Here is a 26,333-nt window from a genome sequence, read left to right as displayed (position 1 = left end):
TGGCCCGCGAGCCCGCAATTATTTGGAGGGAACCCCCATGCCCGAAGCCGTCATCGTCTCAACCGCTCGCTCGCCGATCGGCCGCGCCATGAAGGGGTCCCTGGCGAGCATGCGGCCCGACGACCTGGCCGCCCAGATGGTGCGCGCGGCGCTCGACAAGGTGCCCGCCCTCAACCCGCACCAGATCGACGACCTCATCCTGGGCTGCGGGCAACCGGGCGGTGAATCCGGGTTCAACATCGCGCGCGCCGTGGCCGTCGAACTGGGCTACGACTTCCTGCCCGGCACCACCGTCAACCGGTACTGCTCGTCCTCGCTGCAGACCAGCCGGATGGCGTTCCACGCGATCAAGGCGGGCGAGGGCGACGCGTTCATCTCCGCGGGCGTGGAGACCGTGTCCCGCTTCGCCTTTGGCAGCGCCGACTCGTGGCCGGACACCAAGAACCCTCTGTTCAACGAGGCCCGGGAGCGCTCGGACGCCGCGGCCGCCGGCGCCGACGAATGGCACGACCCGCGCGCCGACGGGAACCTGCCCGACGTCTATATCGCGATGGGCCAGACCGCCGAGAACGTGGCCCTGCTGACCGGCATCAGCCGCGAAGACCAGGACCGCTGGGGCGTGCGCAGCCAGAACCGCGCCGAGGAGGCGATCAAGAACGGGTTCTTCGAGCGCGAGATCGTGCCCGTGACCCTGCCCGACGGCAGCACCGTCAGCACCGATGATGGCCCGCGGGCCGGGACCACCTACGAGAAGGTCAGCGAGCTCAAGCCGGTGTTCCGGCCCAACGGCACGGTGACCGCGGGCAACGCCTGCCCGCTCAACGACGGCGCCGCCGCGCTGGTGATCACCAGCGACACCAAGGCCAAAGAGCTGGGACTGACCCCGTTGGCGCGCATCGTGTCGACCGGCGTCAGCGGCCTGTCCCCGGAGATCATGGGCCTGGGCCCGATCGAGGCGTCCAAGCGGGCGCTCGCCCGCGCCGGGATGTCGGTCGCCGACATCGACCTGTTCGAGATCAACGAGGCCTTCGCGGTGCAGGTGCTCGGGTCGGCCCGCGAGCTGGGCATCGACGAGGACAAGCTGAACGTGTCCGGCGGGGCGATCGCTCTGGGTCACCCGTTCGGCATGACCGGCGCGCGCATCGCGACCACGCTGCTCAACAACCTGCAGACCCACGACAAGACGCTCGGCCTGGAGACCATGTGCGTCGGCGGCGGCCAGGGCATGGCGATGATCCTCGAGCGGTTGAGCTAGCTTCGGCCGCCGGCCGTCGCGGGTGAAGCCTGGGCGGCGGCACGCGGCGCACGGAAAAGGCCGGCACCTAAGTGCCGGCCTTTTCCATCGTCGAGCTTGCTAGTCGTTCTGCAGGTAACTGAGCAGGCGCAGGATCTCGAGGTACAACCAGACCAGGGTCACGGTCAGGCCGAGGGCGATGCCCCAGGCCGCCTTCTCCGGCGCACCGGCCCGGACCATCTGGTCGGCCGCATCGAAGTCGATCAGGAAGCTGAACGCCGCGATGCCGATGCACACCAGCGAGAAGATGATCGCCAGCGGTCCGCCGCTGCGCAGACCCAGACCGGCGCCGCCGCCGACTCCGAACATGCCCAGCACCAGGTTGCCGAGCATCAGGGCCAGCACCCCGAAGAGGGCGGCCACGACCATGCGGGTGAACTTGGGCGTGACCCGGATGGCGCCGGTCTTGTAGACCACCAGCATCCCGAAGAACACGCCGAAGGTGCCCATGACGGCCTCCCCGATCAGCGCACCCGCGTTGGCGTGCGACACCGAGAAGTTAGCGAAGATGAACGAAATCGCGCCCAGGACCATGCCCTCGAGCACGGCGTAGCTGAGCACGATCGCCGGGTTGTCCTGCTTGCGGCCGAAGGTCGCGACCAGGATGAGCGCCAGACCGCCGAGCGCGCCGACCATGGTCAACGGCAGCGCCAGGGCGCGGTCGGACTCCACCAGGAAGTAGGAGACGACGGCGCTGAACGACAACACCGCCAGCGTGATGCCGGTCTTGGTGACGACATCATCGATGGTCAGCGGGCGCGAAACCTTGCCCGCCTCCTGGTACGGGGCGGAGTAGCCGCTGTAAGGGCTGTAGGGGTCGTACCCCGGCTTCGGGGCCGTGCCAGTGCCGAATTGCGCGTATCCGCCCTGCTGCTTGGGCAGCGAACGAAATACCGGGTTGCTTGTCTCCCGCACCGTCGGTTCCTCTCTCGATGGACTGTCGTTCTCGCGATGGATTGTGGGTTCGAATGTGACTATGGGTTCGAACTGTTTCGAACAACTGCTCAACGATCGGCCGCCCGCCCGAGTTCCCCGGCGACGTGGCGTTTGCCCGAAACTCGGGCCGTTTCGTGCCCCTTTTGTCGTGGTCTTGGTTCGTGTCGCGTCAAAGATAACCCCTTACCCGCGGGTACCGCCTCACCCGCGACGATCTAGATTGCTGGTCGAGACCGGGCGGCATCGGATTTGTAATGGGAGGCTGTGGGCGTGACCGAGGGATCCGACGAAGTTCTGGCCCGCGTCGAGCGCAACGTCGGGGTGATAACGCTCAACCGGCCGAAGGCGATCAACTCGCTGAACCAGGCGATGGTGGACACGCTCAGCGCGCTGCTCGGCCGCTGGGAAGCCGATGACCAGGTGGGCGCGGTGGTGATCGCGGGCGCCGGCGAGCGCGGCCTGTGCGCCGGAGGCGACCTGGTCCCGCTCTATCACAGCGCTCGCGCCGACGGGTCGGAGGCGAGAAAGTTCTGGTACGACGAGTACCGGCTCAACGCTCAGATCGCCCGGTTCTCCAAGCCGTATATCGCGCTGATGGACGGCATCGTGATGGGCGGGGGCGTCGGGGTCGGCGTGCACGGCAGCGTCCGCGTGGTCACCGACACCACGAAAATGGCGATGCCCGAAGTCGGTATCGGCTTCATCCCGGACGTCGGCGGGACGCTGATCCTCTCGCGCGCCCCCGGACTGCTCGGCCTGCACGCCGCGATGACCGGTACAACGTTCGGGGCCGCGGAGGCGATCGCGCTCGGCTTCGCCGACCACTTCGTCCCACACGACGCGCTCGCGGACTTCACCAACGCGATCGTCGCCGACGGCATCGACGCCGCGCTCACCGCGCACGCCGCCTCACCGCCGCCGAGTCAGCTTCTGTCGCAACGGGAATGGATCGACCGATGCTACGCCGGCGAGAGCGCGACCGACATCGTCGCCGCGCTGCGCGAGTACGACGCGGGCCCCGGCGCCGGGCCTGGAGACGCCGCCAACCTGATCGAGAGCCGCTCGCCCGTCTCGGTGTCGGTCGCACTGGAGGCGGTGCGACGGGCCGCAAAGCTCGAGACGCTGGAAGACGTTCTGCGCCAGGAATATCGGACGTCTTGCGGCTCGCTGCGCAGTCACGATTTCGTCGAGGGCATTCGCGCCCAGGTCATCGACAAGGACCGCAATCCGAAATGGTCGCCCGCGTCGCTGGCGGCCGTCACACGCGCCGACGTCGAGGCGTACTTCGCGCCGGCCGACCGTGAATTGGAGTTCTCATGACCGCAACGGAATACGAAACCATCCTCGTCGAACGCCAGGAGCGCGTCGGCATCATCACCCTGAACCGGCCGCAGGCGCTCAACGCGCTCAACAGTCAGGTGATGAACGAAGTCACTACGGCTGCAACCGAATTGGACAATGACCCGGGGATCGGTGCGATCATCATCACCGGTTCGGCCAGGGCGTTCGCCGCCGGCGCGGACATCAAGGAGATGGCCGGCCTGTCCTATGCCGACGCATTCGGCGCCGACTTCTTCGCCCCCTGGGGCAAACTGGCCGCCGTCCGCACGCCGACGATCGCGGCGGTGGCCGGACACGCGCTCGGCGGCGGCTGCGAGCTCGCGATGATGTGCGACCTGCTGATCGCGGCCGACACGGCCAAGTTCGGCCAGCCGGAGATCAAGCTCGGGGTGTTGCCGGGCATGGGCGGCTCCCAGCGGCTCACCCGGGCCATCGGCAAGGCCAAGGCGATGGACCTGATTCTGACCGGGCGCACCATCGACGCCGCGGAAGCCGAACGGAGCGGCCTGGTTTCGCGGGTGGTGCCGGCCGACGACCTGCTGACCGAGGCCAAGGCCGTCGCGACCACCATTTCGCAGATGTCGCGGTCGGCGGCGCGGATGGCCAAAGAGGCCGTCAACCGGGCCTTCGAATCGACGCTGTCCGAGGGGCTGCTGTACGAACGCCGGTTGTTCCACTCGGCCTTCGCGACCGACGATCAATCCGAAGGCATGGCCGCCTTCATCGAGAAGCGTCCCCCCAACTTCACCCACCGGTAAAGTATTTGCGATGAGCGAACCGGCGGCTGCGGCCACGGAAACCTCGTCCGGGCCAACGGCAACCGGGACGAAACCCGAAGCCGGGCAAAAGGAAACCCCGGCGAAGCAGCCGGCCGGGGTCCGCGAACCCGGGCGGGCGGCCAGCCGATGGTGGGTCCGCCATTACACCTTCACCGGCACCGCCGTCGGCCTGGTGTTCATCTGGTTCTCGATGACACCGTCGCTGCTGCCGCGCACCGCGCTGTTTCAGGGTCTGGTCAGCGGGATCTCCGGCGCGATCGGATATGGACTGGGGGTGTTCGCCGTCTGGTTGGTCCGATACATGGCCGGGAAGGAGTCCAGCCCGCCGGCGCCGCGCTGGGCGTGGATGGTGCTGATACCGATCGGCGCGGTCGGCATGGTCGTCATGGCGATCCGCTTCCACGTCTGGCAGGACGACGTCCGCGACCTGATGGGCGTCGCGCACCTGAAGTGGTACGACTACCCGGTGGCCGCGGGGCTGTCCCTGGTGGTGCTGTTCACCTTCGTCGAGATCGGCCAGTTCGTCCGTTGGCTGGTCCGCTTTTTGGTCGGAGAGGTGGACCGGGTCGCGCCGTTCCGGCTGTCGGCGACCATCGTGGTGGTCGCACTCACGGTGTTGACCATCACAATCCTCAACGGTGTGGTGCTCAAGTTCGCGATGCGCACCATGAACAACACGTTCGCCTCGGCCAACAACGAGATGAGTCCGGACACCGCGGCCCCGAAAACACCGCTGCGATCGGGTGGCCCGCAGTCGCTGGTGTCGTGGGATTCGCTGGGCCGCGAGGGCCGCATCTTCGTCGAGAGCGGCCCGACCGTCGACGAGCTGACCAAGTTCAACGGCGCGCCGGCCACCGAGCCGATTCGCGCCTACGCCGGGCTGAATTCGGCGGACGGCATCACCGCGACGGCGGACCTGGCCGCGCAGGAATTGCAGCGTGAGGGCGGGCTGCAGCGCGCCGTCGTCGCGGTGGGCACGACCACCGGCACCGGCTGGATCAACGAGGCGGAAGCCGCCGCGCTGGAGTACATGTACAACGGCAACACCGCGATCGTGAGCATGCAGTACTCCTTCCTGCCGAGCTGGCTGTCGTTCCTGGTGGACAAGGAGAACGCCCGGCACGCCGGCCAGGCGCTCTTCGAGGCGGTGGACCGGCTCATCCGGCGGATACCCGAGGCCCAGCGCCCCAAGCTCGTCGTCTTCGGCGAGAGCCTCGGCTCGTTCGGTGGCGAGGCGCCCTTCATGAGCCTCAACAACGTCTTGGCCCGCACCGACGGCGCCCTGTTCAGCGGGCCGACGTTCAACAACACCATCTGGACCGACCTCACCGCGACCCGCGACGCCGGTTCGCCGGAGTGGTTGCCGATTTACAACGACGGCAAAAACGTCCGGTTCGTCGCCCGCGCAAGCGATCTGGCGCGCCCGGACGCCGTCTGGGCCCAGCCGCGGGTGGTCTACCTGCAGCACGCGTCCGACCCGATCGCCTGGTGGACCCCCGACCTGCTGTTCGCCCGGCCGGACTGGCTACGGGAAAAGCGGGGCTACGACGTGCTCCCCCAGACGGAGTGGATCCCGGTTGTGACCTTCCTTCAGGTCACCGCGGACATGGCGGTCGCCCTGAACGTGCCCGACGGGCACGGTCACCACTACGTCGCCGACGTCGCCAATGCCTGGGCCGCGGTGCTGTCGCCGCCGGGTTGGACGCCGGACAAGACCCAACGGCTGCGCCCGCTCCTGCACGCCAGCGACTAGAGCCGGCGGCAACGCAACTGCGGGCCCACGCCCGTGCCGCCGGTGTGCTTACACGGCGGTAACGTCGCCTTAACTGAAAGCGGCTGATTTCGGTGGAGTATCGGCCTGTATACCCCCGTTACGGGAATTGAAGGAGTGGTCAATGAAGACCTGGTCGAAATCACCATCCGTCCGCAGTGGAATCACGAAGTTGATGTTGACGGGGGCGCTGATCGCAATCCCTATGGCCCCCACGGCCGTTGGCGGCGGCGTTCCCGCGATGCCCGCCGGGACGCCGAACGCATCTGGTCCCTACGCAGTGCTACCGGCGGATCCGCCGAGCCCCGTTCCGCCGCCGCCCGCACCGCCGGCCCCGGCCCAGTACAACACCACCGGCGACTACTACTGCGGCAGCTGCGACGGCGGCGGCGGTGGCGGTGGTGGCGGCTAGCTGGTCCTGTGGGCGGCGACCCACTGCACCCGGCTACGCCGCGCTGGTGATCGCCGCTAACCCCAACCGCGGCGACCCACTGCACCCGGCTACGCCGCGCTGGTGATCGCCGCTAAAGCCAGCGGCGAACGAAACCGGCGTCGGCCAGATCACCCCGCCGTGCGACGGCCGCGCAGTCCGGCAGCTGTTCCAGCACACCGGCACCCGCCAGGGCGTGGTAGCCGCCGATGACGTCGGTGGCGCGGTGCAGGCCGATGTCGAGCAGGGCGGCCGCGGCGAGGCTCGAGGTATAGCCCTGCGAGCACACGATGACCCATTCCACGTCGTCGCCGACCGCCTCGGGGAGCGCGGCATCACTCGTCGGGTCGCAGCGCCATTCGAGCACGTTGCGTTCGATCACCAACGCGCCGGGGATCTCCCCCTCGTGCAAGCGCTGGGCCTGCGGCCGGATGTCCACCAGCACCGCGCCGCGCCGCAGGGCGTCCGGAACCTCCGCGGCGGGCAGGCGCCGGTAGCGGCGCCGGGCGGCTCTGAGGACAAGGTCGATGCGGCTCGTCATGATCCCTCCGGTTGGTCGGTCAGTTCGGTGCGCCGCCGGCGCAGCCGATTGCGGTGCGTGACTTCGTAGTACGACATCGCGGTCAACGGCGGCGAGTAGGCGTGCACGCTCAAGGTGGGCGCCTTGCCGGCGTCCTCAGACCCGATTCCGGCCACGCCCCTGGGCGCCCACACCACGTCGTGCACCCAGCCGAGCGGAAATCCGGCCTGGTCGCCGGCCTCCAGCCGGCGCCGCCTCAACGCCGTTCCGTCCCAACGGAATTCGTTCAGTGAGCCGGACAGCACGGTCAGCGCGCCCAGCGATCCGCCGTGGTCGTGCAATTCGGTGGGGTGACCCGGCGTCCAGCTGATCAGCCAGACGTCGAGCTCGTCGTCGCCGTGGATGCGGGTGAACCAGCGGCGCGACTCGGGCAAACCGGCCTCGGGCAACAGGTGGTCACAGCGCCCACTGAGCACGGCGTCGGCGGCCTGGTCGGTGGCGTGCAGCAGGTCGGGCACCCGCAGCCGGGTCGGCCCGGGGGCGGGGAGCACCGCGGGAAAAGCGACGGGCGCGGGCATGGTGAGAGACCTGGTCAAAGGCAAAGACATGGGGAAAGCTCCAGAGTGAACGGACGGACAAGCGGCGGCGGGTCAGGGCCGACAACACTCGCAGAATCCGAAGCGCTCGATCACGGCCGCCAGTGTTGCATAGATTGATCGGGTGCACTGGCGCGGTCATCGGCCCCTGCGGTGGGGCGCGGTTGCGATCGGGGCCGCCGTGCTGGCGGTCGGGGCCTGCTCCCAGCCGGGCCCGAACGCCCACACCGGCGGTGGGGCGACGTCGTCGCCGCGGCCCTCGGGAATCCCCGCGGGGCCGACTTCGGCCCCGCCGGGCGCCATCGGCCGGTCCCCCGCCGGGGTGACCACCAGGGTCGATATCCCGGCGGATTCCACCGAGGAGGAGTACTACCAGGCCTGTCACGCCGCAAAACTGTGGATGGAGGCCCAGCCCAAGACCGGTTCGCCGCCGTTGGAGCCGTATCTGGCGATGGTGCAGGCGTCGCCGTCGGGCACCCCGGGAAGCTGGAACACCCGGTGGGCGGACCTGACGCTGGCACGCCAAGCCGCGGTCATCACCGCCGCGCGCGCGGCCGCCAACGACGAATGCGGGTAGGCCCGGCGCCTCGCCACGGGCACCCGCGCAATTCGAATCACGGGCAGCGAAAGTGCCTACTCGGACGGTGCGGGCTCGGACGGCCGCGCAGAATGAGGAGATGGCCGACGCACCCGGGGCGGACGTGGCGCGTTCGCGCGGGGCGACACCGGTCCGGGTGGCGCTGGCGCTCGGCAGCGGCGGCGCCCGGGGCTACGCCCACATCGGCGTCATCGAGGCGTTGCGGGCGCGCGGCTACGACATCGTCGGCATCTCCGGCTCGTCGATGGGGGCTGTTGTCGGCGGACTGCACGCGGCCGGGCACCTCGACGAGTTCGCCGAGTGGGCGAAGTCGTTGACTCAGCGCACGATCCTGCGGCTGCTGGACCCATCCATCAGCGCGGCCGGGGTACTGCGCGCCGAGAAGATCCTCGACGCGGTGCGCGACATCCTCGGTCCGGTCACCATCGAGGAGCTGCCCATCCCCTACACCGCGGTCGCGACGGATCTGCTTGCCGGCAAGTCGGTGTGGTTTCAGCGCGGTCCCGTCGACGAGGCGATCCGCGCGTCGATCGCGATCCCGGGCGTGATCGCCCCGCACGAGGCAGACGGGCGGCTGCTCGCCGACGGGGGCATCCTCGACCCGCTGCCCATGGCACCGCTGTCCGCCGTCAACGCGGACCTGACCATCGCGGTCAATCTCAGCGGCAGCGAGACGATCGCCAACCGAGACCCCGAGCCGGGCGCCACCGCCGAGTGGTTGAGCCGCATGGTGCGCGGCACCTCCGCCCTGCTCGACACCGCGGCCGCGCGTTCGCTGCTGGACCGCCCGACCGCCCGGGCGGTGCTCAGCAGGTTCGGGGCGCCGATGACCGAAACCGACGACTGGGCCGCCGATGACGACGCAGACCCAGCGGACGCGGACGAGCATCACGACGACGCCGCACCGGCCCCCGGGATCCCGAAATTGGGCAGCTTCGACGTGATGAACCGGACGATCGACCTCGCCCAGTCGGCGCTGGCGCGCCACACACTGGCCGTCTACCCGCCCGACCTGCTGATCGAGGTGCCCCGCTCCGTCTGCCGCAGCCTGGAATTCCATCGGGCGGTGGAGGTGATCGACACGGGCCGGGCACTGGCCGACCGGGCGCTGGACGAACTGGAGAATGACGACCGGGACGCGCCCGGGATCGACGGCTGACGGGTTCAGGCGGCCAGAAACCGCGCGACGGCCGGGGCCTCGCGGCGGCCCTGTTCCCGTCCGGCCCTGGCCGAGGCGATGCGGCAGCGCGGATCGAGCGGGTTGGGGCCGAAGGCCGCGAGCGAGCCGTCGTCGGCGAACACCGCCAAGGTCGGGCCGGGGAACGCCGAGACCTGCGCGGCCGGGCCGTCGCCGAACGGTGACGGCGCGTCCGGACCCGACGGCACCAGCACCACCGCCGCGTCGCAGTCCCGCGCCACGGACAGGTTGACCGAACTGGCCACCCCGCCGTCCATGTAGCGCCGGCCCGCGATCGTCACCGGGGGCCATGCGCCCGGGACCGCGCAGCTGGCCGCCACCGCATCGATCAGCTCTACACCCGAATCCCGTTGAAAGACAACGAGTTCACCCGACTCGACATCGATCGCGGTCACCCGCAGCGCCCGGTCGGGCCAGTCGTGCGACGGCAGCCGCTGCGCGATGACGGCGCGCCGGACGGATTCGGGGACGGTCTTGGTCGCCACCGCCACGGCCCCGATCCGCTGCACCTGCTGGCGGGTGAGGGGCACGGACTCGTCGTACGGGGCGCGCAGGGCCGCCAGGAACATCTCGGCGATGTCGTCGGTGTCGACGCCGGAATCGATTTCGGCCGACGAGTCGGCGACCTGCCGTTCGTAGAGGTCGTCGAGCGAGGCGCCGCTGCCGATCTGGGCCGCGACCGCGGCGCCCGCCGAGGTCCCCACCAGCACGTCGGAGCCCAGCAGCAGCCTGGCGGTCTCCGGTGACTCGTCGGCGATTCCCCGTAAAATCCCTGTCTCCCAAGCGATTCCGGCTATCCCCCCGCCGGCCAGCACGAGCGCTCGTCTGGTCGTCACGGCTCAAGCCATCACGTGCTGCGCCTGCTCGGCGCGCGCGCTCAGGTCGGCCCGGCGCACCAAATGACGGGGCGGGTCGGGCAGCGCCAGGCTGCGGGTGATCCGCAAGCCCGCGTCCACGTGGACCAGCTCGCCCGGTTCGAGCAGCCGCCAGCGCGGGTCGTCGTCCATGGGTTCGCTGGCGAACACCACCGACGACCGGGTGCATAGGTGCTGCGACCACGCGCGGATGCGCGCGGTGCGCAGGTGGAAGTCCCGCCGCGAGGCCTCGTCGTGACGCCGGTCCAGGAGGTACAGCTCGTGGGTCTGCGGATAGCGCAGCGCCCACACGTCGGTGGCCGTGCTCAGCAGCACGTTGACCGCGTAGATCGGCACGTTGGCGCGCAACCACGTCATCGCGTCCAGCAGGCCCGCGGGAACGTCGCCGTGGTGGGCGCGGACCGACGCGGTGATCAGGGCGAAGACCCGTTCCGAGTCCGTCTCGCCGAGCACCAGATCCGCGGCGCCCACCTCGCGCAGCCGTTCGTCGATCACGTCGAGCCCCTCGACGATGCCGTTGTGCGCGAAGATGCGCCCGTCCTGCAGAAAGGGGTGGGTGTTGCGCACGTCGTGTGACCCGGTCGTCGCGTAACGAACGTGCGCGACGAACGTCGTGCCGCTCAGCTCGTGCGCCTCGGTGGCGAACGCGGCGTCCTCCCATGCCGCCATCGGCTCCTTGTACACCCGTGGCCGGCCGCCCTCGTCGAAGACGCCAAGGCCCGTGCCGTCCGGGTTACGCGTGCTCTGCCTGGCCAGGCTGTCCGGGGCGTCCAGCAGCCAGAAGGTCGCGACGCAAGGCTGGGTCCCGGCGTGCAGGCCAAACAGTCGACACACGATGTCCGACGCTACCGGGTGCAGCGGAGATCAGCGTCGGGTGCGCAGCACGATCACGCCGGCGCCGGCGACGGCCAGCACGAGCCAGCCCGCGCCGAACCACCAGAGCCAGTCCAGGTCCGAGTGGCTCTGCCCCGCCGCTCCGTTTTGACCGGGCGCGGACGACGATTGCTGATCGACGGTGACGGGATCTTGGCCGGGCGCGGAGACCACCGCCACTCCCTTGAGTCGCTGCCAGCGCTTCTTGTCGCCGTTGAGCCACCGCAGCAGCTCGTCGAGTTGCGCGGGCGCGCCGTTGGAGGACGCGACCAGTAGGGACCTGCCCCGGTTGAAGACCGTTTGCAGAGAGGCGAACCGCAGCGTCGGATCGAGGGTGAGCTTGGTGGGCTTGTCGCCGGACTCCATCGCGTTGACCGTGATCGGACCGCTGGGCCCGGCGGCCACCGGCAGCGCGACGTCGGAGTGGTTCCAGCCGTCGGCGGCGATCAACAGCGCGGGATTCGAGGAATCGATCGCCTGCTTCACGCTGGTGACCGTGGTGGCGATCGGGGTCGCGCTGAGGCGCTGCAGACCCACCATGATCTGGACCGCGCGCACGGTGTCAATCAAGGAATGAGCGTCCATGCCCACCTGGACGCGGGGCATCAGCGTTTGGGGTATCGATTGGAAGCCACCGGGCACCGGCGGTGCGGCGGGGTTGCTCTGGACGGTGCTGTCGCCGCTGATGTTCAGGGTGAGCAGCTGCGTCCCGGGACCAGCGGTGTAGAAGTCGCCGCAGTGTCCGACGTTGCCGGCGACGTCGAGGACCAGATCCAGACTGGTGTATCGCTGCAAGAGCCGGTCCGGGACGTCGACCCAGTGGTCAACGGTCCCGTGGCCGTCGGTCGGCCAATGGTCGATGGTCTCCGGGCCGATGTTGACGGCGACCTGGCCGGCGATATTGCCGGGCGTCGGGGTGTAGGACCCCTGCAGGTGCACCCGCACGTCATGAACGGATCGGCCGAACTTGGTCTGGTCGATTCCGACGGACACCCGCGGCTGCAGGGACGTCGCGTTGGCGAAGGGCTGACCCAGATCACGCAGGGACACGGAGTTCCCGGGCAGGCGCGGTGCGATCGTCGGGGTTTCCGCGGCGGCCTTGGACGAAATGGCCAGCTCCGACAGGTCGCCGAACAGGATGGCCGTATCCGAATCGTCGGTCTGGGCGAGCGAACCCGAGACCAACAGCCACGGCACTCCGGTGGCGCCCTGCAGGGAAAGCCCGTTGTCGGGGCCGTCCTTGACGACGATCTGGCGTTCCAGCGGTTGCGGTGGCGCCGGCGGCGCGGCTTGCCCCTCCGGCAAGGCGACCACCGCGATGTCGGGATTCTGCTTCCCGTAGCGCGCGGCCGCCGAGGTGGCCAGGCGGATGGCCATGTCGGCCTCGCCGGTCGACGGCGACTGCGGCAGATAGATCGTGAGCTTCCGCAGTACCGGGGGCAGGAAGTGGGCCACGGTGGTCGGCGGCAGTTCGGTTCCGGTGTAGGTGACCGTCCCGTTGGCCAGGCGCAGCGGGCTCTCCGGGTACAGGCAGTACCCGTCCAGCGGCACCAGGTAAGAGCGCATGGTCACCGTCAGCCAGTCGTCGGTGACTTCCGCGCCGCCCAGCGGGATCGTGATCGGCGTCTGATCGGCGGTCGGCAGGGTGAGCCTGGCGATCGTGCGCTCGCCCTGCGTCACGGTCAGCTCCCCGGATCGCAAGTTGACCGGCAACTCGACGGTCGCGTTGAGCGCGGTCGGCGTGAGCCCACGCAGCACCGGCACGGTGAGCTGCTGGCTGCTGGTCAGGCCCCAGAACTCCAGCATGGCCGAGGAGCCGAGGTCGGATAGGGCAAGCGTCGGCGAGTCCGCCGCAGCGGGGTCGGCGTGCGCGCTCCACGACGCCGGCGCACCCGTGGCCACGAATGCGATAGCGCCGAACAGCGCGATGGCTTTGGCCACCCATTTCCGGTAGATCACCGGAATAGTATGCATTGATACGGACCTCGAAACCCTCGGCTTATTCGTGGCTTTTCCGGTCCGCCGGCGATTCGGCGGCGGCTCCGCACGCGTGAGGCCGGACGCGGGTGCCGCGCCGCCCGGCAGGTCAACTGCGGAGACCGCACCTCACCAAATGCCACAGTGGTCCGCATCACACCTGTGACCAAAGCCTCGGTTTATGACGCAAATATTCGTGCACGCTTCCGTTTTAACGAATGGTATGGTTTCCCCATAATTGACGCAGAGCCAGTCTGCACACCTGCGATCACTTGAGAATATTCCGGCCGATCGGCCGGGGAGGAAACTGATGGGCTCACCGAGAGCTACCTGTGGGGCTTGGGGCCGCATGTGCCCGGGCCGTACCGGCGCGAGCCGGGCCTCCTGATAGTCGAGGTTAGGTAGAAATGGATTTTGGCCTCCTACCGCCGGAGATCAACTCGGCGAGGATGTACGCCGGTCCCGGCTCGGGATCGATGGTTGCCGCCGCGGTGACCTGGGACAACTTGGCCACCGAGTTGATGCAGACCGCAAGTTCGTACCGCTCGGTGATCGCGTCGCTGACCACCGGTCGGTGGCTGGGTGCCTCATCCCTGACCATGGCATCCGCGTTCGGCCCGTACGTCGCATGGGCGATGGGCGCCGCCGCGCGGGCCGCCGAGGCGGCCAGCCACGCCAGGCTCGCCGTCGAGGGGTTCGAAGCCGCCTTCGCGATGACCGTCCCGCCGGCGGCCGTCGCCGCCAACCGCGTTCAACTGGCCACCCTGGTCGCCACCAACTTCTTCGGTCAGAACTCGGCCGCGATCGCGGCGACCGAGGCCGAGTACTGCGAGATGTGGGCGCAGGACGCCGCCGCGATGTACCAATACGCGGCCCATTCCGCGGCCGCCACCGACGTGACACAGTTCACCTCGCCCCCCGAGGTCGTCAACGTGAGTGGGCTGGGACAACAGGCGTCCACCGTCGCCCAGGCGGCCGCGTCGGCGACGTCGCAATTCTCACTGCAGACCCTGATGTCCGCGGTGCCGACCGCGCTGCAGAACCTGACGATTCCCGGGATCGGCAGTACTACCACCGCCACGACCCTGTTCGCCTCGAACGCGCCCGCGTGGCTGATGGCGGCGGCCACGCCGATGTACGCCATGTCCTCCGTCTTCGGGATCGCCGCGAGCAGTCAGGGCATGCTCAGCAGCGCCGCCGCGGGGGCGGCGAGTGCGGGTGCCGCGGCCGCCCAGGCAGCGGCGGGTTTGGGTGCCGCCGCCTCGGGGGCCGCCGCGCTGCCCGGTGTGCTCGGCAGCATCGGCACCGCCTCGGCGCTCGGCCCCCTGTCCGTACCGGCGAGCTGGACCAGCGTGATCCCCGCGACCACGGTCAGCTCCGTGACGCCGCTGGCCAACGTCGGCTCGAGTGGGACGAACATTCCGCCCATCCTGGGATCGCTCCCCCGCTCGGGTGGCACGACCCGAAACCTGGGCCCCCGGTACGGGATGGTGCCCACGATCATGACGCGCCCGCCGTCGGGTGGATACGGCTAGGCCACGCGATGACGTTGCTGCACAGCGCCCCCGCTGGCGCCCCCGCCCACCGCTCCCCGGTCGTTGCTCCCCCGGAGTCCACCCCAACCGGCGGTTCCCCACGCCGCTGGCAATACGACTACTCGCGGCGTCTGGTCATCAGCGACGCGGTGATCATCGTCGCGTCGGTGACCCTGGCGCAGTACGTCCGGTTCGGGGACTTCCCGAACACCTCGGGTTACCCCGACGCGGTCATGGCGCTCATCTCGTGCGTTTTCGCCGGGCTGTGGCTCGCCTCCCTCGCGATATTCCAGTCGCGGTCGCCGCGGATCATCGGCGCGGGCATCGACGAGTACCGGCGGATCGGCAGCGCGACGTTCTGGACGTTCGGGATCATCGCGATGGTCGCGCTGCTGGCCAAGGTCGACCTGGCCCGCGGCTATCTGGCGATCGCCCTTCCCGTCGGCACGCTCGCCCTGTTGAGCAGCCGCAGCCTGTGGCGCAAGTACATCCGCGGCCAGCGGGAGCGCGGCCGTTGTCAAACATCGGTCCTGGCGATCGGGGACCGGCAGGCCGTCTCGCACCTCGCGCACGAGCTGGCCCGCAACCCCGGGGACGGCTGCGTCGTGGTCGGCGTCTGCATTCCCGGCTACGGAGCGCCGCGCGGCAACGTGCTCACCGTCGGCGGGCGCAAGATCCCGATCCTCGGTGACGAAACCCATGCGGTGGCCGCGATCGGCAGTTGCGGCGCGGACACCGTGGCGGTGACGCAGACGGGCCACTTCGGCGTGCAGGCGATCAGGGAACTGATGTGGCAGCTGGAGACCATGGACGTCGACCTCGTGGTGTCGCCCGGGGTGATGGACGTCGCCGAGACGCGACTGACCCTGCGCCTGACCGGCGGGTTGCCGCTCCTGCACGTCGAAAAGCCGCAATACGAGGGCACGCAGCGCTTCCAGAAGCAGGCGTTCGACTTCTGCTTCTCGTTGGCGGCCCTCATCGCGACGTCACCGCTGCTCGTCGCGGCGGCGATCGCCGTCAAGCTGACCAGCAAGGGACCCGTCTTCTACCCGTCCGAACGGATAGGCATCGGCGGCAAGCCCTTCCCGATGCTCAAATTCCGCACCATGACCGACGGCGCGGACAAGCACCTCGACCGGCTGTTGGCGCTGAACGAGGGCGCCGGTGGCGTGCTGTTCAAGCTGCGCCAAGACCCCCGTGTCACCCCGGTCGGCCGGTTCCTGCGCCGATTCAGCATCGACGAGCTGCCACAGTTCATCAACGTGCTCAAGGGCGACATGAGCGTCGTCGGCCCGCGTCCCCCGCTGCAGCGCGAGGTCGAGCGCTACGACGGTGACGTCAACCGACGGATGCTGGTGAAGCCGGGCGTCACCGGATTGTGGCAAGTAAGCGGCCGTTCGGACCTTTCGTGGGATGAGTCCGTCCGGTTGGATCTGTCGTATGTCGATAACTGGTCGATGGCGGGCGATCTGATGATCATCGCCAAGACGGTCAAGGCCGTTTTGACAAGCCACGGCGCCTACTAGGCCCACGCTCCATGACTGAGCCGACGGCTCCTGGTGCGGTCGTGCCGTCCGTGCCGCTGGCCCGGATGGCTCACGCATTCTCGATCCAGCTGATCTGCCGGGCGCTGGGGATGGTGGCGTCGGTCGTTTCGGTGGCGATGACCGCGCGTTATCTGGGTCCCGGCCGCTACGGCCAGCTCTCGATAGCGATCCTTTTCATCGCGATGTGGAACAGCCTTGCCGATCTCGGCATCGCCACCGTGATCGTGCGCCGGGTGACCGGGGGCCGCGGTGACCTCGAGCGACTGGTCCGGGTGAACAGCGGCATGGCCTTGGTCTACTGCGTTCCGCTGGCCGTGTTGGCGGCCGGGTCCGGGCTGCTCGTCTATCACGACAACGACGTGCGGCTCATGCTCGTCGTGCTGTCCGGGGCGCTGCTGATGCAGACCATGGTGACCCGGTTCGAACCGGTCTTTCTGGCCACCGTCCGGTTCTCCGCGGTGGCGGTCTCCGACGTGGCGGGCCGGGTGGGCGCGCTGGTCATGGTCGCCTTCCTGGTGGGGGCGCATTCGAATGTCGTCTGGTTCGCCGTCGCTCAGCTCATCCCGCCGGCCGTGGCGCTGCTGATCCAGGGCGCCGCGGCGACGCGGCACATCTCGGTCCGCCCGGTCTTCGCTCCGCGGGAGGCCTTCGATTTGCTGCGAGAAAGCCTGCCGCTCATCGGGTTTCTGGTGGTCGGGCTGCTGTACTGCCGCGCCGACGGGGTGATCCTGTCCCTGCTGAGCACGCATTCGGAAGTGGGCGTCTACGGGCTGGCCTTCACGATCGCGTTCAACACGATCGTGGTGTCGCTGATCTTCCTGAAGTCGACGCTGTCGACGGCCACCGAGCTGTTCGCCCGCGATGTCGCCGCGTTCGCCGCCTTCCTGCGCCGCAGCGTCGAGCTGATGTACTTCGCGGCGGTTCCCGTCGCGGTCGTCGGTGCGCTGCTGGCCGGCCCGTTGATCGCGCTCTTCGGCGAACAGGCCTTCGTCGCCCGCGGGACACCAACGCTGGCGCTGTTATTCGTCGCCGCGGCCCTGCGGTTCGTCAGCGGCACCCTGGGCCAGGGTTTGGTCGCCAGCCATCATCAGCGGATCTTGTTCTGGTTGACGATGGCGACCCTCGCCCTCAACGTCGCCCTCAATCTGGCCCTCGCGGGGCGGTATGGCGCCGTAGGACCGGGCGTCGCGCTGGTGTGCACTGAGTTCTTCAACATGGTGGTCAGCAGCTGGTGGCTCCGCCGGCGGTGCGGGTATCGCACTCCGGTGCGGTTCCTGCTGCGGCTGCTGGTACCGACGGGAGCGAGTGTCCTTGTGACGCTGCTGCTTTCGGGCTTCAACGTGGTGCTCGTGCTGGCGGCCGCCGCCGCCGCCTACCTGGCCACCAGCGCGGCGGCCGGTCCGTTGCGCTGGTCGGCTCTGGACTCCGTGCGGGCCTCATTCCGCGGGAATCAGCTGGTGGCATGACGCGTGAGATGGATCGGGCTTACCTGAAACGCCCGGCCGGGGAAACGGCCGCCCTGCCCGCCGATCGGTCGCTCGCGGTGCTCATCGTGGCCGACCAGGGCCTCGACCCGCTCGAGCGCTCCATCGACAGCGTCACCGCGCAGCTGCCCGGTTTGCCGGTGTACGTCTACGGTGATGAAACCTGCACGGGGAGTTCCGAACTGGAAGCCCGCCGCCCGGCGGTGCACTGGGTGCAGGGTGCGGGCAACGTCGGCTTCGCCGCGGCCTTCAACGCCCTCGTCGAACATGCCCCGGGCGACGCGGACCTGTTGTTGCTGAGCGCCGGCGCCCACCTGCTCGGGCCGTTGACACGCACCCGAGAGTTGCTGCGCGGGCCGCATGTGGCGGCGGTGTCGCCGATGGTGGGCGACGACACCGCACCCGATTGGGCGCCGTGGGACGTCGCCACCCGCCGCCAGACGCTGACCCGGGCGCTGATCGCGGAAGCCGGCCGCGCCGATTCGCCACGCGGAGCGCCCTTCTCGCGACTCTATACGCGCCAGCCGCCCGAATCGCAGGACGTCGACCACCTGGCCGGGATCTGTCTGGCGATCAGCCGCGCCGCCTGGAACGCCGTCGGCGGCTTAGACGAGGAGTTCTTCGGCCACGAAGCGGTGGCCGATTGGCAAGACCGGGCCCGCGCGGCGGGTTGGCGCCTGCTGCTGGCCGACGAACTCGCGGTCGACCGCGGTGCGGTAGGGGGCGGAGAATCCGCGCCGGCCGCCGAAACGTGCCGCGACCGAGACCTGGTGCGCGCCAACACGGCGCTGCTGCTCGAACATCAAAGCAGCGTTCACCACGCGGACGCCTACCTCGCCGGCGGAGCGCTGATGCGGCGGCTGCGGCGGCCGGACCGCAATGCCGCGCACGGCGTCCGCACCACCCGTCGCTCGGGGTTGCCGGCGATCGTGATCACCACCAACCGGCTCGTCTACGGGGGCGCCGAACGACAGAAGGCCTTGCTGGCAACCGAATTGGACCGCCGCGGCTACGACGTCACCATCGTCTGCGTGCAACGGTTCGGCCCGTTGATCTCCGAAATCGCGCCCACAGTGCGGGTGGTGCGCCAGCCCTGGTGGGCACCCATGATCGACCTGCCCGACGGTCCCGCGGTGCTCATCACCGCCGATACCAACACCGAGGCCGGCTTCGCCACGCTGTGGCGTGCGGCGGCCAGGGACCGGCGCTGGCTGGTCGCCCCGCACGTTCCCCCGGCGGAGGACGGACCCATCTACTCGCGGCCACTGACCGCCGCGATGCGCCGCGCGGACGGATTCATCGTGCTGGCCCAACGGCATTGGGACATGCTCGCCGCCCAGCACCGGCTTTGGGGGCGACGATTCATCGCACCCAACGGGGTGGCCGCGGGCGACGAGCCGCCCCCCCGTGCCGTAACCGTCGGCGAGCCGCCGCGCTTGGTCATGCTCTCGCGGATCGTGGAGCACAAGAACCCGCATCTGCTCATCGAGGCCCTCGCCGATCTGGCCGATATGCCTTGGACGCTCTCAATTTTCGGCGACGGCCCGGACCGGGAGCGGCTGCAAGCACTCACACCCGCCGGGTTGCGCGACCGGGTGCACTGGCGGGGATGGTCCGCCGGCCCGGGGCCGGCGCTGGCGGATGCGGACCTGCTGTGCGTTCCCAGCCGCTCCGAGGCATTCCCGGTAGTGATCCTCGAGGCGATGGCCCGGGCGATACCGGTTGCGGCGTCGGCGGTATGCGCCGCTCCGGAGATGCTGGACTTCGGGAGGGCGGGCTTTCTCGTCGAACCGGTTTCGGTATCGGGATGGCGAGAGCACCTGGCGAAGATCTTGGCCGACCCCGCCGCGCTGCCGGCGATGGGCCGGAGCGGTTTCGAGCGCATGCGCACGTACTACACGGTGGAGGCGATGACCGACGCGTACCTGGAGGCGATCGGCGCCGTGCTGGCGAATTAGGTTCGTCCGCACCCACTTCCGCGGATCAGGGTACGTCGCCGCGCATTCCCAGGATCTTGGCGACCGTGCGGGGCGACGTTTTGTGCTGCCCGAAACCCCCGTAGAGGAAGTAACGCGGCTCCACGTAGATCTGGCCGATGTCCGTCGGCACGTCCGCGAAATGCTGCGACACGGACGCGTCGACGAAGAAGGCATCCGAACCCGAATGGGAATTGCAGCACACCAGGCGATACTCGAAGCGGGCGAACAGCGCCGCATAACTGGACAGCGATGCGCCGAAGTAGTCGTCGGACTGCCAGACGTGGTCGGGGTCGTAGGCGATCTGAAATTTCACCGGGGGCGGGAACTTGCCGTTGTACTCGACGATGAAGAGTTTCGGCCGGATACCGTCCGCCAACAGCTTTTCGACCAAATAGATGTCGTTGCCATCCAGGTCGAGGGAGACCACGTCGAGGCGGGTGGCGCCGATTCTCTGCAGGCACGAGCGGCTGAGCGCCACGATGTTGTCCGCGGTGATCCACGCCTTCGCGTAGGTGAAGCGGGGGTTGTCTTCCCATGCGACGGCCAGGTCCTGGCCGCCGACCCAGAAGCCCTTCCAGCCGAGCGCGGCGAGGATCAGCGTGTTGTTCTCCGTCCCGTCGCCGACGCCGAACTCACCGAATACGCCGTCTTCGAGCAGGCCGATGCGGCGCAGGATCTCCAGCGTTATCCCGTCCTCGTCGGTCGCGGAGAAACACTTCTTCCCGGCGCGGTTGAGCGGATTTGGATGGTTGGCCTTCAGCGACTGTGAGTGGTCGAAAAGGATCAGATCCTTGAGCTGGTCGCGCGTCTCAGTTCCGGCGAGACGCCGGATCTTCTGCCTGAGCGACCTTTTGGGCGGCGGTGTCGCGCTTCTGGCCATTTGGGGACTAAAGCTACCATGCCAACTGCGCCGTGCCAGGACGCGGCCGCCGACCAGCGGCACGCCGGAATCCCGGTAGCCCAGCCACGATTGCCGGTGCACGCCACCGCAAATGAGGACGCGGGCGCCGTCGCGCGGCCCCGCATCAAAGTGCCGGCATGACTTGCCCAGCGCGCCGCGCGTGCCGTAGGTTCTGCGTTGTCCTCTCCCGGGTTCGCTGATGCCGCGGGAGCGTCAGGAGGATTCCAGAGCATGCTGTGCCGCATCTGCAGTTCCGGCACCCGGCTGGCGTTCACACACCAGGTGCTCGACAAGTACGACTGCGGCTTCTACTTGTGCAGCAACTGCGGCGGCCTGCAGACCGAAGAGCCGCACTGGCTGGACGAGGCGTATGCGAGCCCCGTGGCGGCGGCCGACACCACCATCCTGTGGCGCAACCTGTATCTTTCGCGCGCGCTGTCGGTGCTGCTGTACTTTCTGTTCGATCGCAACGGCCGCTACCTCGATGCGGCCGGCGGCTACGGGCTTTTCACCCGCCTGATGCGAGACGCCGGCTTCGACTACTACTGGGCGGACAAGCACTCCCCCAACCTGACCGCGCGGGGCTTCGAGGCGGACGCCGGCCCCGGCGGCCCGTACACCGCGGTCACCGCGTTCGAGGTGATGGAACACCTTGCCGACCCGGTCGCGTTCGTGGCCGAGCTCCTGGAGAGCACCGGCACCGACACCATCATCTTCACGACGGAACTCTTCGACGGAGCACCCCCGCTGCCGGAGGAATGGATGTACTACGCCTTCGCCACCGGGCAGCACATCACCTTCTATCAGAAGTCGACGCTCGAGCTCATCGGCAGGCGCTTCGGCATGCAGTTCCACACCTCCAAGACCCGATGGTGGGCGCTGGGGGGCATGGGCATCCACATCTGGACGCGAGCGAAGATCAACCCCGTGGCGTGGCGGTTGCTCGCCTCGCCGCGGGTGACCGCGCTGCTGCAGGGCTGGCCGCGGCGCGCGCTCGAGACCCGGATGTGGACCGACGCCGACATCTTCCTGCACGCCAATGAGAACAATGACACGTAAAGCCGCCGTCTCGTGAAATCGCCTCGGGTGCTGTGGCTTTCGCCGTGGACCCGGCCGGCGGTGCGCGTCCAGTCCGAAGCGCTGATGCGGCACGGCGCCGACGTCCTGCTGGTCACCTCCGACCGGCATCCGGAGTCCGACGCCGCGCGGGACTACGAGCTGGTGCTCGATCCGCGGTTCCGATCGGCCGCCACCTGGCTCCCGACCCTGAAGGCGTGGCGCCGAATCCGCAAGTACCGGCCCGACGTCGTGATCGCCGAAATCGTCCGCGACCCGCGCTGGATCGCGTTGGCCGGGCGGGTTCCCCGCATCCAGGTGGTCCACGACGATCGGCCGCACGATCCCGACGAACAGCGACCGGCCTACGAGCGCGCGGTGTTCGACCGCTGGGGCGCCCGCTCGGCGGCCACCATCACCTACAGCGACTACGTCGCGTCGGCCGTGGCCGGGAACCGCGACGTGGCGGGCACCCCGGTGCACGTCGTGCCGCTCGCCAGCGACATCGACCCGCACCGGGTCCCGCCCTTTGTGGGCCCCGAGGGCCGCCACGACTTCGTCATGTTCGGCCGGCTCAACCCATACAAGAACGCCGACGTCGTGCTCGAGGCCTGGCAGCGCCACGTCGGCGGTGGCGGCTGGCGCGGGGACGACCTCGTGCTCATCGGGGGCGGGACGCTGGATGCCGGATCGCTGCCCAAGCACGTGCGCTGGCGCAGCGGCAGCTACCGCTACTCCGACGTCATTCCGGTGCTGGCCGCGGCGAAGGGTTCGATCGCCCACTACCGGCGGGCGTCACAGAGCGGCGTGCAGGTGCTCTCGATGCAGTTGGGCGTCATGCCGATCGTGTCGACCGCCGGGGCCTTGCCCGAATACCAGCCGCCGGGCTGTCCGCCAATCGGGATCGACGACGTGGCGGAGCTCACCGCGGCGTTCGACCTGCTGGCCGATCCGGTCACCGCGGCGACGCTGGGGGCCGAGGCGGCGCGCCACTACGCGAGCCGATGCGCCGTCGATCATGTCGCGGAGCGCTTCTTGGAGGTCATCGCCGAGGTGCTGGCCCGTCGGCGCTGACCGGCGAGGCGCTCGGCGAGCCGGACCCCCAGCGCGACCCCGACCAGCGTCGGGTTGGCCTGGCTCGACGTCGGCAGGACGGACGTGCTCGCGACGTAAAGCCCACGCACACCGTGGACTTGGAGATTGGGGTCCACCACGCCGCCGTCCGGGGTCGCCGACATCCTCGTGGTGCCGGCCTGGTGAAACCCGGCGTAGCCCTTCATGAACGCGTGCACCGAGCCCTCGACGTCCTCGGTCAGCCACTCCACCCGTCCGGCGCCGTGGCGGCGAAGGTGTGCGTCGATGAGATCGATTGCCTTGCGCACGCTTTCGTAGTCGGCGTCGGAGAGATGCATGCGGGTGCGGACTCTGCGCATGCCGAGCGCATCGCGCTCGTCGGTCAGTTCGACCCGGCTTTCCCAGTGGGGCAGGTGCTCGCCGTGGTAGTGGAGCAGGTAGCGGTTGGCGGGACTCTTGACGAAGAACCCCGGGGCCTTGCGGCCCCTGCGGAGGAATCGCGCGTAGAAGAAGGTGACCGCGAACCGGATCGACGGGAGCAGGTCCCGCGCGATATTGCCCAGATGCGCCAGGATCCGCGGTGGCCCCTCGGATTTGGTGTGGGTCTCCCGAATCGCCGCCGCGAGCAGGAAGCGGCCCAGCGGTGAGATCAGGGTGAGATAGACGCCCGAGAGAATGCCGCTGCGATGCGCGGGGTCACCGATCGGCGGATTCACCATCCAGACGGCCGCATTCGGGATCCCGAGTTCGCGCTGCACGTCGGGACTGAAGGTGAAGCGGCGCCGGACGTAGACGCCGTCGCCGTCGCGCTCGTGGTCGTAAATGACGTCGTCGGTGGAAAATTGCACGCGCGCCACTCGGCCCTCGACGTGCGACATGTACCAGCGCCCCAGGTGCCCGCCCGCGTTGCCCAGCCCCGCCGGATGGTGGCGATCGGAGGCGAGCAACAGCCGCGTCGCCTCCAAACCGCCCGTGGCGAGGACGTAGTCGGCCGCGACGACTCGTCCCTCCCCGCCGTCGAGCGCCTTGATGACGAGGTGGTCGACGGTGTCCCCGGCGTCACTGGTGACGACCTCGGTGCACGTCAGGCCCGTCCACAGCGTCAGGCACGCGGAGTCCCGCAGCACGGCCCGGTACTGGAGCCCGAAACGCGTTGGTAAAGACCAGCGTTCGAGGTCGGTGGTGCGCACGCCGGCATCGGGCAGGCCCGCCACCATGTCCCGGCGGGCGAGTTCCGGGACCTCGCGCGCGTTGAACACCGCCCGCCCGCAGCCCGTCCAGTCGCAGGCCCGCTGCAGGTAGGGCTCGACGTCGTCGTACCCGATCGGCCAGGGCGCCTCGGCGGTGAGCGGCCGGTCCTCGTAGTCGATCGCGTCGAACTTGACGCAGCGCCCGCCCCACAGCGCCGACGTTCCGCCCACCTGCCGGCGGACCATCACCTCGCTGCGCGGGTGGAAGTAGTCGTCCTGCCGCGAGTCGAAATCCGCGAGGTCCTGCGCGGCGTGATCCGAGCGCTTGAGCCCGCTTTCGATCAGCGCAACCCGCACGCCCGCACTCGCCAGCTCCAGCGCCGTCACGATACCGATCGGACCCGCGCCGACGACCACGACGTCGGTATCGATCGTCATGCCCGGGGTGAAGTCGCCACGGCCGCGGATCACGTGGCGCCACCCTCGCGGAATTCGCGGACGAGACCGAGGAACCGCGCCAGGGTCTCCGGGTCGGGCGGCGACGAGACGGCGGCCGCCGCTTCGGCGACGCGCCGCGGCCTGGTGGTGCTGTAAAGCATTGCGCGGCAACCCGTCGCGCCGACCGAGGACCCGAGGATCAGCCGCGGCAGCGCCCCGTCGGCGAGCGGATCGAGACCGAGCGCCTCGCGCCAGCGCGTCGCCATTCCGGTGTCCGACCGCAACGCCGCCGTCAGCGTCGCGTACGGCCGGTTGAGCACCCCGAACACCAGGTCCGCTGGACGCGGCGGGGGGCCGAGCAGGTCGCCGCGCAGCTGGCTTACCCCGTCGGGCGCGAAGGGCTCCGCGAAATCGACGTCGAACCCCTCGTCCTGAGAGACGCCCCAGGCGCGGATCTTGCCCTGGTCGCGGGCGCGTTCGAAGAAGTCGCGCAGTTCCTCGGTCGCGACCGTGTCGCCGGGCCGCGGGCCGTGAACGAACAGGATGTCGACGTGGTCGACGCCGAGTGCCGCGAGGCTCTCCTCGAGGCTGCGCGCCGCGATGGCCGCGTCGTACACCCGGGCGGTCGGGTCCGGCTCCTGGCGCCGCTTGACGGCGGCGGCGCCGCCGGCGTCGATCCCGAACTTGGTGGCGACGGTGACGCTGTCCCGCCGGACCGTGCGCAGGAACACCCCGAGTTCGGCCTCGGCCATTCCCAGGCCGTACATGCGGGCCGTGTCGAAGTGGGTGATGCCGCACTCGACCGCGCTGCCGAGCACGGCCATCCGCTCCTTACGCGACGGCGACTGCATCAGGCCACCGCATCCGAAGCCGACCGCGCTCACCGTGAGGCGCGGTCCGGAAAGTTCAACCCGCTCCAACGCCGCAGCCCTGGTAAATCCGCCGGAGCTCCGCATCGATGACCTCGGGGCTGCGGGTCGCCGCGATATGCGTCTGTCCGCGCAGCCCGTCGCGTTCGGCCAGCCCCGGGTCGCGCAGGTAGTCACCGACCGCCGCGGCCAACGCGGGCGCATCACCAACCGGAACCAGCATGCGCGGGTCCGACGCGATTTCCGGTATGGCGCCCACGGGCGTCGACACGAAGGGACGCGCCCCCGCGAGGGCCTCGGTGAGGATCATCGGCATCGCCTCGGCGCGCGAGGGGAGCACCACGACCCGCACCGATCGCAGCAGCTCACGAATGCCGTCCGGGTGCACCGCGGGCTCGACCGAGATCCGCTCGGTGGGTGGCGGCGCATAGTCGTCGACCGGACCCAGTATCCGGACCGACCCTTCGATTCCCTCGGCGAGGAGCAGCCGCCAGGCCGCGACGAGCACGTCGACGCCCTTGCGGTAGCCGATGGTGCCGGCAAACAGCGCCACCGGTGGCGTCGAGGCGGCGCCGGGTGCGTCCCGGTCGATCGGGACGGGGTTGGCCACGATGGAGGTGGTCACCGACGGGGCGACCTCCAGCGCGGCCGCCCGCGCTGCCTCCGAGAGCAGGATCACGTGATCGGCACGCGCGAGGGTCGCCCCCACGAAGCGCGGCCGCGACCGGGCGAACTCGGGGAAGTCCGAGCCGTGGATCGTGACGATCACCCGGAAACCTCGTGCCCTGGCGAGCCGGATCAGCGGTCCCTCCCGCAGCCAGGCCCCGCCGTTGGCCATGTGGAAGTGCACGATCGTCGTCCGCGGGGTGCGGGCCAGCGTCATGCCCGCGCGGGCCGTGAGGAGGAAGTTTTTCAGGTGGTGCCGCCCGTTCCAGGTCGACAGGACGCGGATGTCGTCGGCGCCGATCTTGTTGTCGCGGATGACCCGGATCACCGACTGCGTTCCGCCGAAGCTGTACATGTCGGGCCCCACGTGCGTGACCGCGATCATGTTCCGTCCGCGCCACCGGTC

At 69.4% G+C, this 26,333-nt stretch carries 22 protein-coding genes; 12 read left to right on the top strand and 10 right to left on the bottom strand.

Features of this window, described 5'->3' with window-relative positions; genetic code table 11:
* Window positions 1-37: 37 nt before the first annotated feature.
* Window positions 38-1,255: an acetyl-CoA C-acetyltransferase gene (locus BN971_RS07045; protein WP_085180072.1), complete on the top strand. Its 1,218-nt coding sequence runs from the start codon at window positions 38-40 to the stop codon at window positions 1,253-1,255.
* Window positions 1,256-1,354: 99 nt separating this feature from the next.
* Here the strand turns inward: BN971_RS07045 and BN971_RS07040 are convergent, their stop codons facing one another.
* Entirely contained in the window at window positions 1,355-2,209 is an 855-nt protein-coding gene (locus BN971_RS07040; RefSeq protein WP_085180071.1) for a Bax inhibitor-1/YccA family protein, read from the bottom strand.
* A 291-nt stretch (window positions 2,210-2,500) separates the two neighbouring features.
* Here BN971_RS07040 and BN971_RS07035 point away from each other — a divergent pair, with 291 nt between their 5' ends.
* From BN971_RS07035 to BN971_RS07025, 3 genes are read left to right on the top strand one after another with little or no spacing between them, the layout of a single operon-like run.
* Window positions 2,501-3,550 carry an enoyl-CoA hydratase/isomerase family protein gene (locus BN971_RS07035; RefSeq protein ID WP_085180081.1) on the top strand — a complete coding sequence of 350 codons (1,050 nt, stop codon included), beginning with the start codon at window positions 2,501-2,503 and terminating at the stop codon, window positions 3,548-3,550.
* Window positions 3,547-4,329, top strand: coding sequence for an enoyl-CoA hydratase (locus BN971_RS07030; protein WP_085180070.1), 783 nt, complete (start codon window positions 3,547-3,549; stop codon window positions 4,327-4,329). The genes BN971_RS07035 and BN971_RS07030 overlap by 4 nt, the downstream gene beginning before the upstream one ends.
* Before the next feature lie 10 nt (window positions 4,330-4,339).
* Entirely contained in the window at window positions 4,340-6,103 is a 1,764-nt protein-coding gene (locus BN971_RS07025; RefSeq protein WP_085180069.1) for an alpha/beta hydrolase, read from the top strand.
* Window positions 6,104-6,645: 542 nt separating this feature from the next.
* Here the strand turns inward: BN971_RS07025 and BN971_RS07020 are convergent.
* Both BN971_RS07020 and BN971_RS07015 read right to left on the bottom strand, forming a co-directional pair.
* A complete protein-coding gene (locus BN971_RS07020) occupies window positions 6,646-7,092 on the bottom strand; it encodes a rhodanese-like domain-containing protein (RefSeq protein WP_085180068.1) in 447 nt (148 codons plus the stop codon).
* A complete protein-coding gene (locus tag BN971_RS07015; RefSeq protein WP_085180067.1) occupies window positions 7,089-7,649 on the bottom strand; it encodes a cysteine dioxygenase in 561 nt (186 codons plus the stop codon). The genes BN971_RS07020 and BN971_RS07015 overlap by 4 nt, the downstream gene beginning before the upstream one ends.
* Window positions 7,650-7,791: 142 nt before the next feature.
* Here BN971_RS07015 and BN971_RS07010 point away from each other — a divergent pair, with 142 nt between their 5' ends.
* Window positions 7,792-8,244 carry a lipoprotein LpqV gene (locus BN971_RS07010; RefSeq protein WP_090349890.1) on the top strand — a complete coding sequence of 151 codons (453 nt, stop codon included), beginning with the start codon at window positions 7,792-7,794 and terminating at the stop codon, window positions 8,242-8,244.
* Window positions 8,245-8,344: 100 nt separating this feature from the next.
* The gene (locus tag BN971_RS07005) at window positions 8,345-9,424 is read left to right on the top strand and encodes a patatin family protein (protein WP_090350031.1); all 1,080 of its coding nucleotides are present in this window, start codon (window positions 8,345-8,347) and stop codon (window positions 9,422-9,424) included.
* A gap of 5 nt (window positions 9,425-9,429) precedes the next feature.
* On the opposite strand, the gene BN971_RS07000 is transcribed toward BN971_RS07005, so the two are convergent.
* Genes BN971_RS07000 through BN971_RS06990 form a run of 3 tightly spaced genes read right to left on the bottom strand, consistent with a single transcriptional unit; the run spans window position 9,430 to window position 13,185 of the window.
* On the bottom strand, window positions 9,430-10,299 hold the full coding sequence (locus BN971_RS07000) for a patatin-like phospholipase family protein (protein WP_085180066.1): 870 nt from the start codon (window positions 10,297-10,299) through the stop codon (window positions 9,430-9,432).
* A 3-nt stretch (window positions 10,300-10,302) separates the two neighbouring features.
* Complete coding sequence (locus BN971_RS06995) at window positions 10,303-11,172, bottom strand: class II glutamine amidotransferase (protein ID WP_085180065.1); 870 nt, start codon at window positions 11,170-11,172, stop codon at window positions 10,303-10,305.
* A gap of 30 nt (window positions 11,173-11,202) precedes the next feature.
* Window positions 11,203-13,185: a hypothetical protein gene (locus tag BN971_RS06990; RefSeq protein WP_085180064.1), complete on the bottom strand. Its 1,983-nt coding sequence runs from the start codon at window positions 13,183-13,185 to the stop codon at window positions 11,203-11,205.
* Window positions 13,186-13,595: 410 nt separating this feature from the next.
* On the opposite strand from BN971_RS06990, the gene BN971_RS06985 reads away from it, so the two are divergent.
* From BN971_RS06985 to BN971_RS06970, 4 genes are read left to right on the top strand one after another with little or no spacing between them, the layout of a single operon-like run.
* On the top strand, window positions 13,596-14,723 hold the full coding sequence (locus tag BN971_RS06985; RefSeq protein WP_085180063.1) for a PPE family protein: 1,128 nt from the start codon (window positions 13,596-13,598) through the stop codon (window positions 14,721-14,723).
* A gap of 8 nt (window positions 14,724-14,731) precedes the next feature.
* Window positions 14,732-16,249, top strand: a complete 1,518-nt coding sequence (locus tag BN971_RS06980) for a sugar transferase (RefSeq protein ID WP_085180062.1) — start codon at window positions 14,732-14,734, stop codon at window positions 16,247-16,249.
* An 11-nt stretch (window positions 16,250-16,260) separates the two neighbouring features.
* On the top strand, window positions 16,261-17,736 hold the full coding sequence (locus BN971_RS06975) for an oligosaccharide flippase family protein (RefSeq protein ID WP_085180061.1): 1,476 nt from the start codon (window positions 16,261-16,263) through the stop codon (window positions 17,734-17,736).
* The gene (locus BN971_RS06970; protein WP_085180060.1) at window positions 17,733-19,712 is read left to right on the top strand and encodes a glycosyltransferase; all 1,980 of its coding nucleotides are present in this window, start codon (window positions 17,733-17,735) and stop codon (window positions 19,710-19,712) included. Before BN971_RS06975 ends, BN971_RS06970 begins: the two co-directional genes overlap by 4 nt.
* A gap of 25 nt (window positions 19,713-19,737) precedes the next feature.
* Here BN971_RS06970 and BN971_RS06965 read toward each other — a convergent pair whose 3' ends face one another.
* Window positions 19,738-20,676 carry a hypothetical protein gene (locus BN971_RS06965; protein ID WP_245836608.1) on the bottom strand — a complete coding sequence of 313 codons (939 nt, stop codon included), beginning with the start codon at window positions 20,674-20,676 and terminating at the stop codon, window positions 19,738-19,740.
* A gap of 189 nt (window positions 20,677-20,865) precedes the next feature.
* Here BN971_RS06965 and BN971_RS06960 point away from each other — a divergent pair, with 189 nt between their 5' ends.
* Together BN971_RS06960 and BN971_RS06955 are read left to right on the top strand one after the other, a co-directional pair.
* A complete protein-coding gene (locus BN971_RS06960; RefSeq protein ID WP_085180058.1) occupies window positions 20,866-21,693 on the top strand; it encodes a class I SAM-dependent methyltransferase in 828 nt (275 codons plus the stop codon).
* Between the two features lie 27 nt (window positions 21,694-21,720).
* Window positions 21,721-22,764, top strand: coding sequence for a glycosyltransferase family 4 protein (locus BN971_RS06955; protein WP_085180057.1), 1,044 nt, complete (start codon window positions 21,721-21,723; stop codon window positions 22,762-22,764).
* Here BN971_RS06955 and BN971_RS06950 read toward each other — a convergent pair.
* The 3 genes from BN971_RS06950 to BN971_RS06940 are packed head-to-tail and all read right to left on the bottom strand — an operon-like array spanning window position 22,707 to window position 26,312.
* Window positions 22,707-24,425 (bottom strand): GMC oxidoreductase, encoded by a 1,719-nt coding sequence (locus BN971_RS06950; protein ID WP_085180056.1) that lies wholly within the window; start codon window positions 24,423-24,425, stop codon window positions 22,707-22,709. The two genes, BN971_RS06955 and BN971_RS06950, sit on opposite strands and share 58 nt — an antisense overlap.
* Window positions 24,422-25,312 (bottom strand): aldo/keto reductase, encoded by an 891-nt coding sequence (locus tag BN971_RS06945; protein ID WP_283159868.1) that lies wholly within the window; start codon window positions 25,310-25,312, stop codon window positions 24,422-24,424. Before BN971_RS06945 ends, BN971_RS06950 begins: the two co-directional genes overlap by 4 nt.
* Window positions 25,299-26,312, bottom strand: a complete 1,014-nt coding sequence (locus BN971_RS06940; protein ID WP_085180054.1) for a glycosyltransferase family 4 protein — start codon at window positions 26,310-26,312, stop codon at window positions 25,299-25,301. The genes BN971_RS06945 and BN971_RS06940 overlap by 14 nt, the downstream gene beginning before the upstream one ends.
* Between the last annotated feature and the right edge of the window lie 21 nt (window positions 26,313-26,333).

The organism is Mycobacterium bohemicum DSM 44277, from assembly GCF_001053185.1.
GTDB lineage: Bacteria > Actinomycetota > Actinomycetes > Mycobacteriales > Mycobacteriaceae > Mycobacterium > Mycobacterium bohemicum.
Note: the sequence above shows the minus strand (reverse complement) of the source record. Positions and strands in the feature narration are given on the sequence as shown.

Bases quoted from the DNA above. Each gene is read 5' to 3' on its own strand.
- BN971_RS07045 (WP_085180072.1), top strand. From the start codon at position 38: ATGCCCGAAGCCGTCATCGTCTCAACCGCTCGCTCGCCGATCGGCCGC.
- BN971_RS07030 (WP_085180070.1), top strand. From the start codon at position 3,547: ATGACCGCAACGGAATACGAAACCATCCTCGTCGAACGCCAGGAGCGC.
- BN971_RS07025 (WP_085180069.1), top strand. From the start codon at position 4,340: ATGAGCGAACCGGCGGCTGCGGCCACGGAAACCTCGTCCGGGCCAACG.
- BN971_RS07020 (WP_085180068.1), bottom strand. From the start codon at position 7,092: ATGACGAGCCGCATCGACCTTGTCCTCAGAGCCGCCCGGCGCCGCTAC.
- BN971_RS07015 (WP_085180067.1), bottom strand. From the start codon at position 7,649: ATGCCCGCGCCCGTCGCTTTTCCCGCGGTGCTCCCCGCCCCCGGGCCG.
- BN971_RS07005 (WP_090350031.1), top strand. From the start codon at position 8,345: ATGGCCGACGCACCCGGGGCGGACGTGGCGCGTTCGCGCGGGGCGACA.
- BN971_RS06990 (WP_085180064.1), bottom strand. From the start codon at position 13,185: ATGCATACTATTCCGGTGATCTACCGGAAATGGGTGGCCAAAGCCATC.
- BN971_RS06985 (WP_085180063.1), top strand. From the start codon at position 13,596: ATGGATTTTGGCCTCCTACCGCCGGAGATCAACTCGGCGAGGATGTAC.
- BN971_RS06980 (WP_085180062.1), top strand. From the start codon at position 14,732: ATGACGTTGCTGCACAGCGCCCCCGCTGGCGCCCCCGCCCACCGCTCC.
- BN971_RS06975 (WP_085180061.1), top strand. From the start codon at position 16,261: ATGACTGAGCCGACGGCTCCTGGTGCGGTCGTGCCGTCCGTGCCGCTG.
- BN971_RS06970 (WP_085180060.1), top strand. From the start codon at position 17,733: ATGACGCGTGAGATGGATCGGGCTTACCTGAAACGCCCGGCCGGGGAA.
- BN971_RS06960 (WP_085180058.1), top strand. From the start codon at position 20,866: ATGCTGTGCCGCATCTGCAGTTCCGGCACCCGGCTGGCGTTCACACAC.
- BN971_RS06940 (WP_085180054.1), bottom strand. From the start codon at position 26,312: ATGATCGCGGTCACGCACGTGGGGCCCGACATGTACAGCTTCGGCGGA.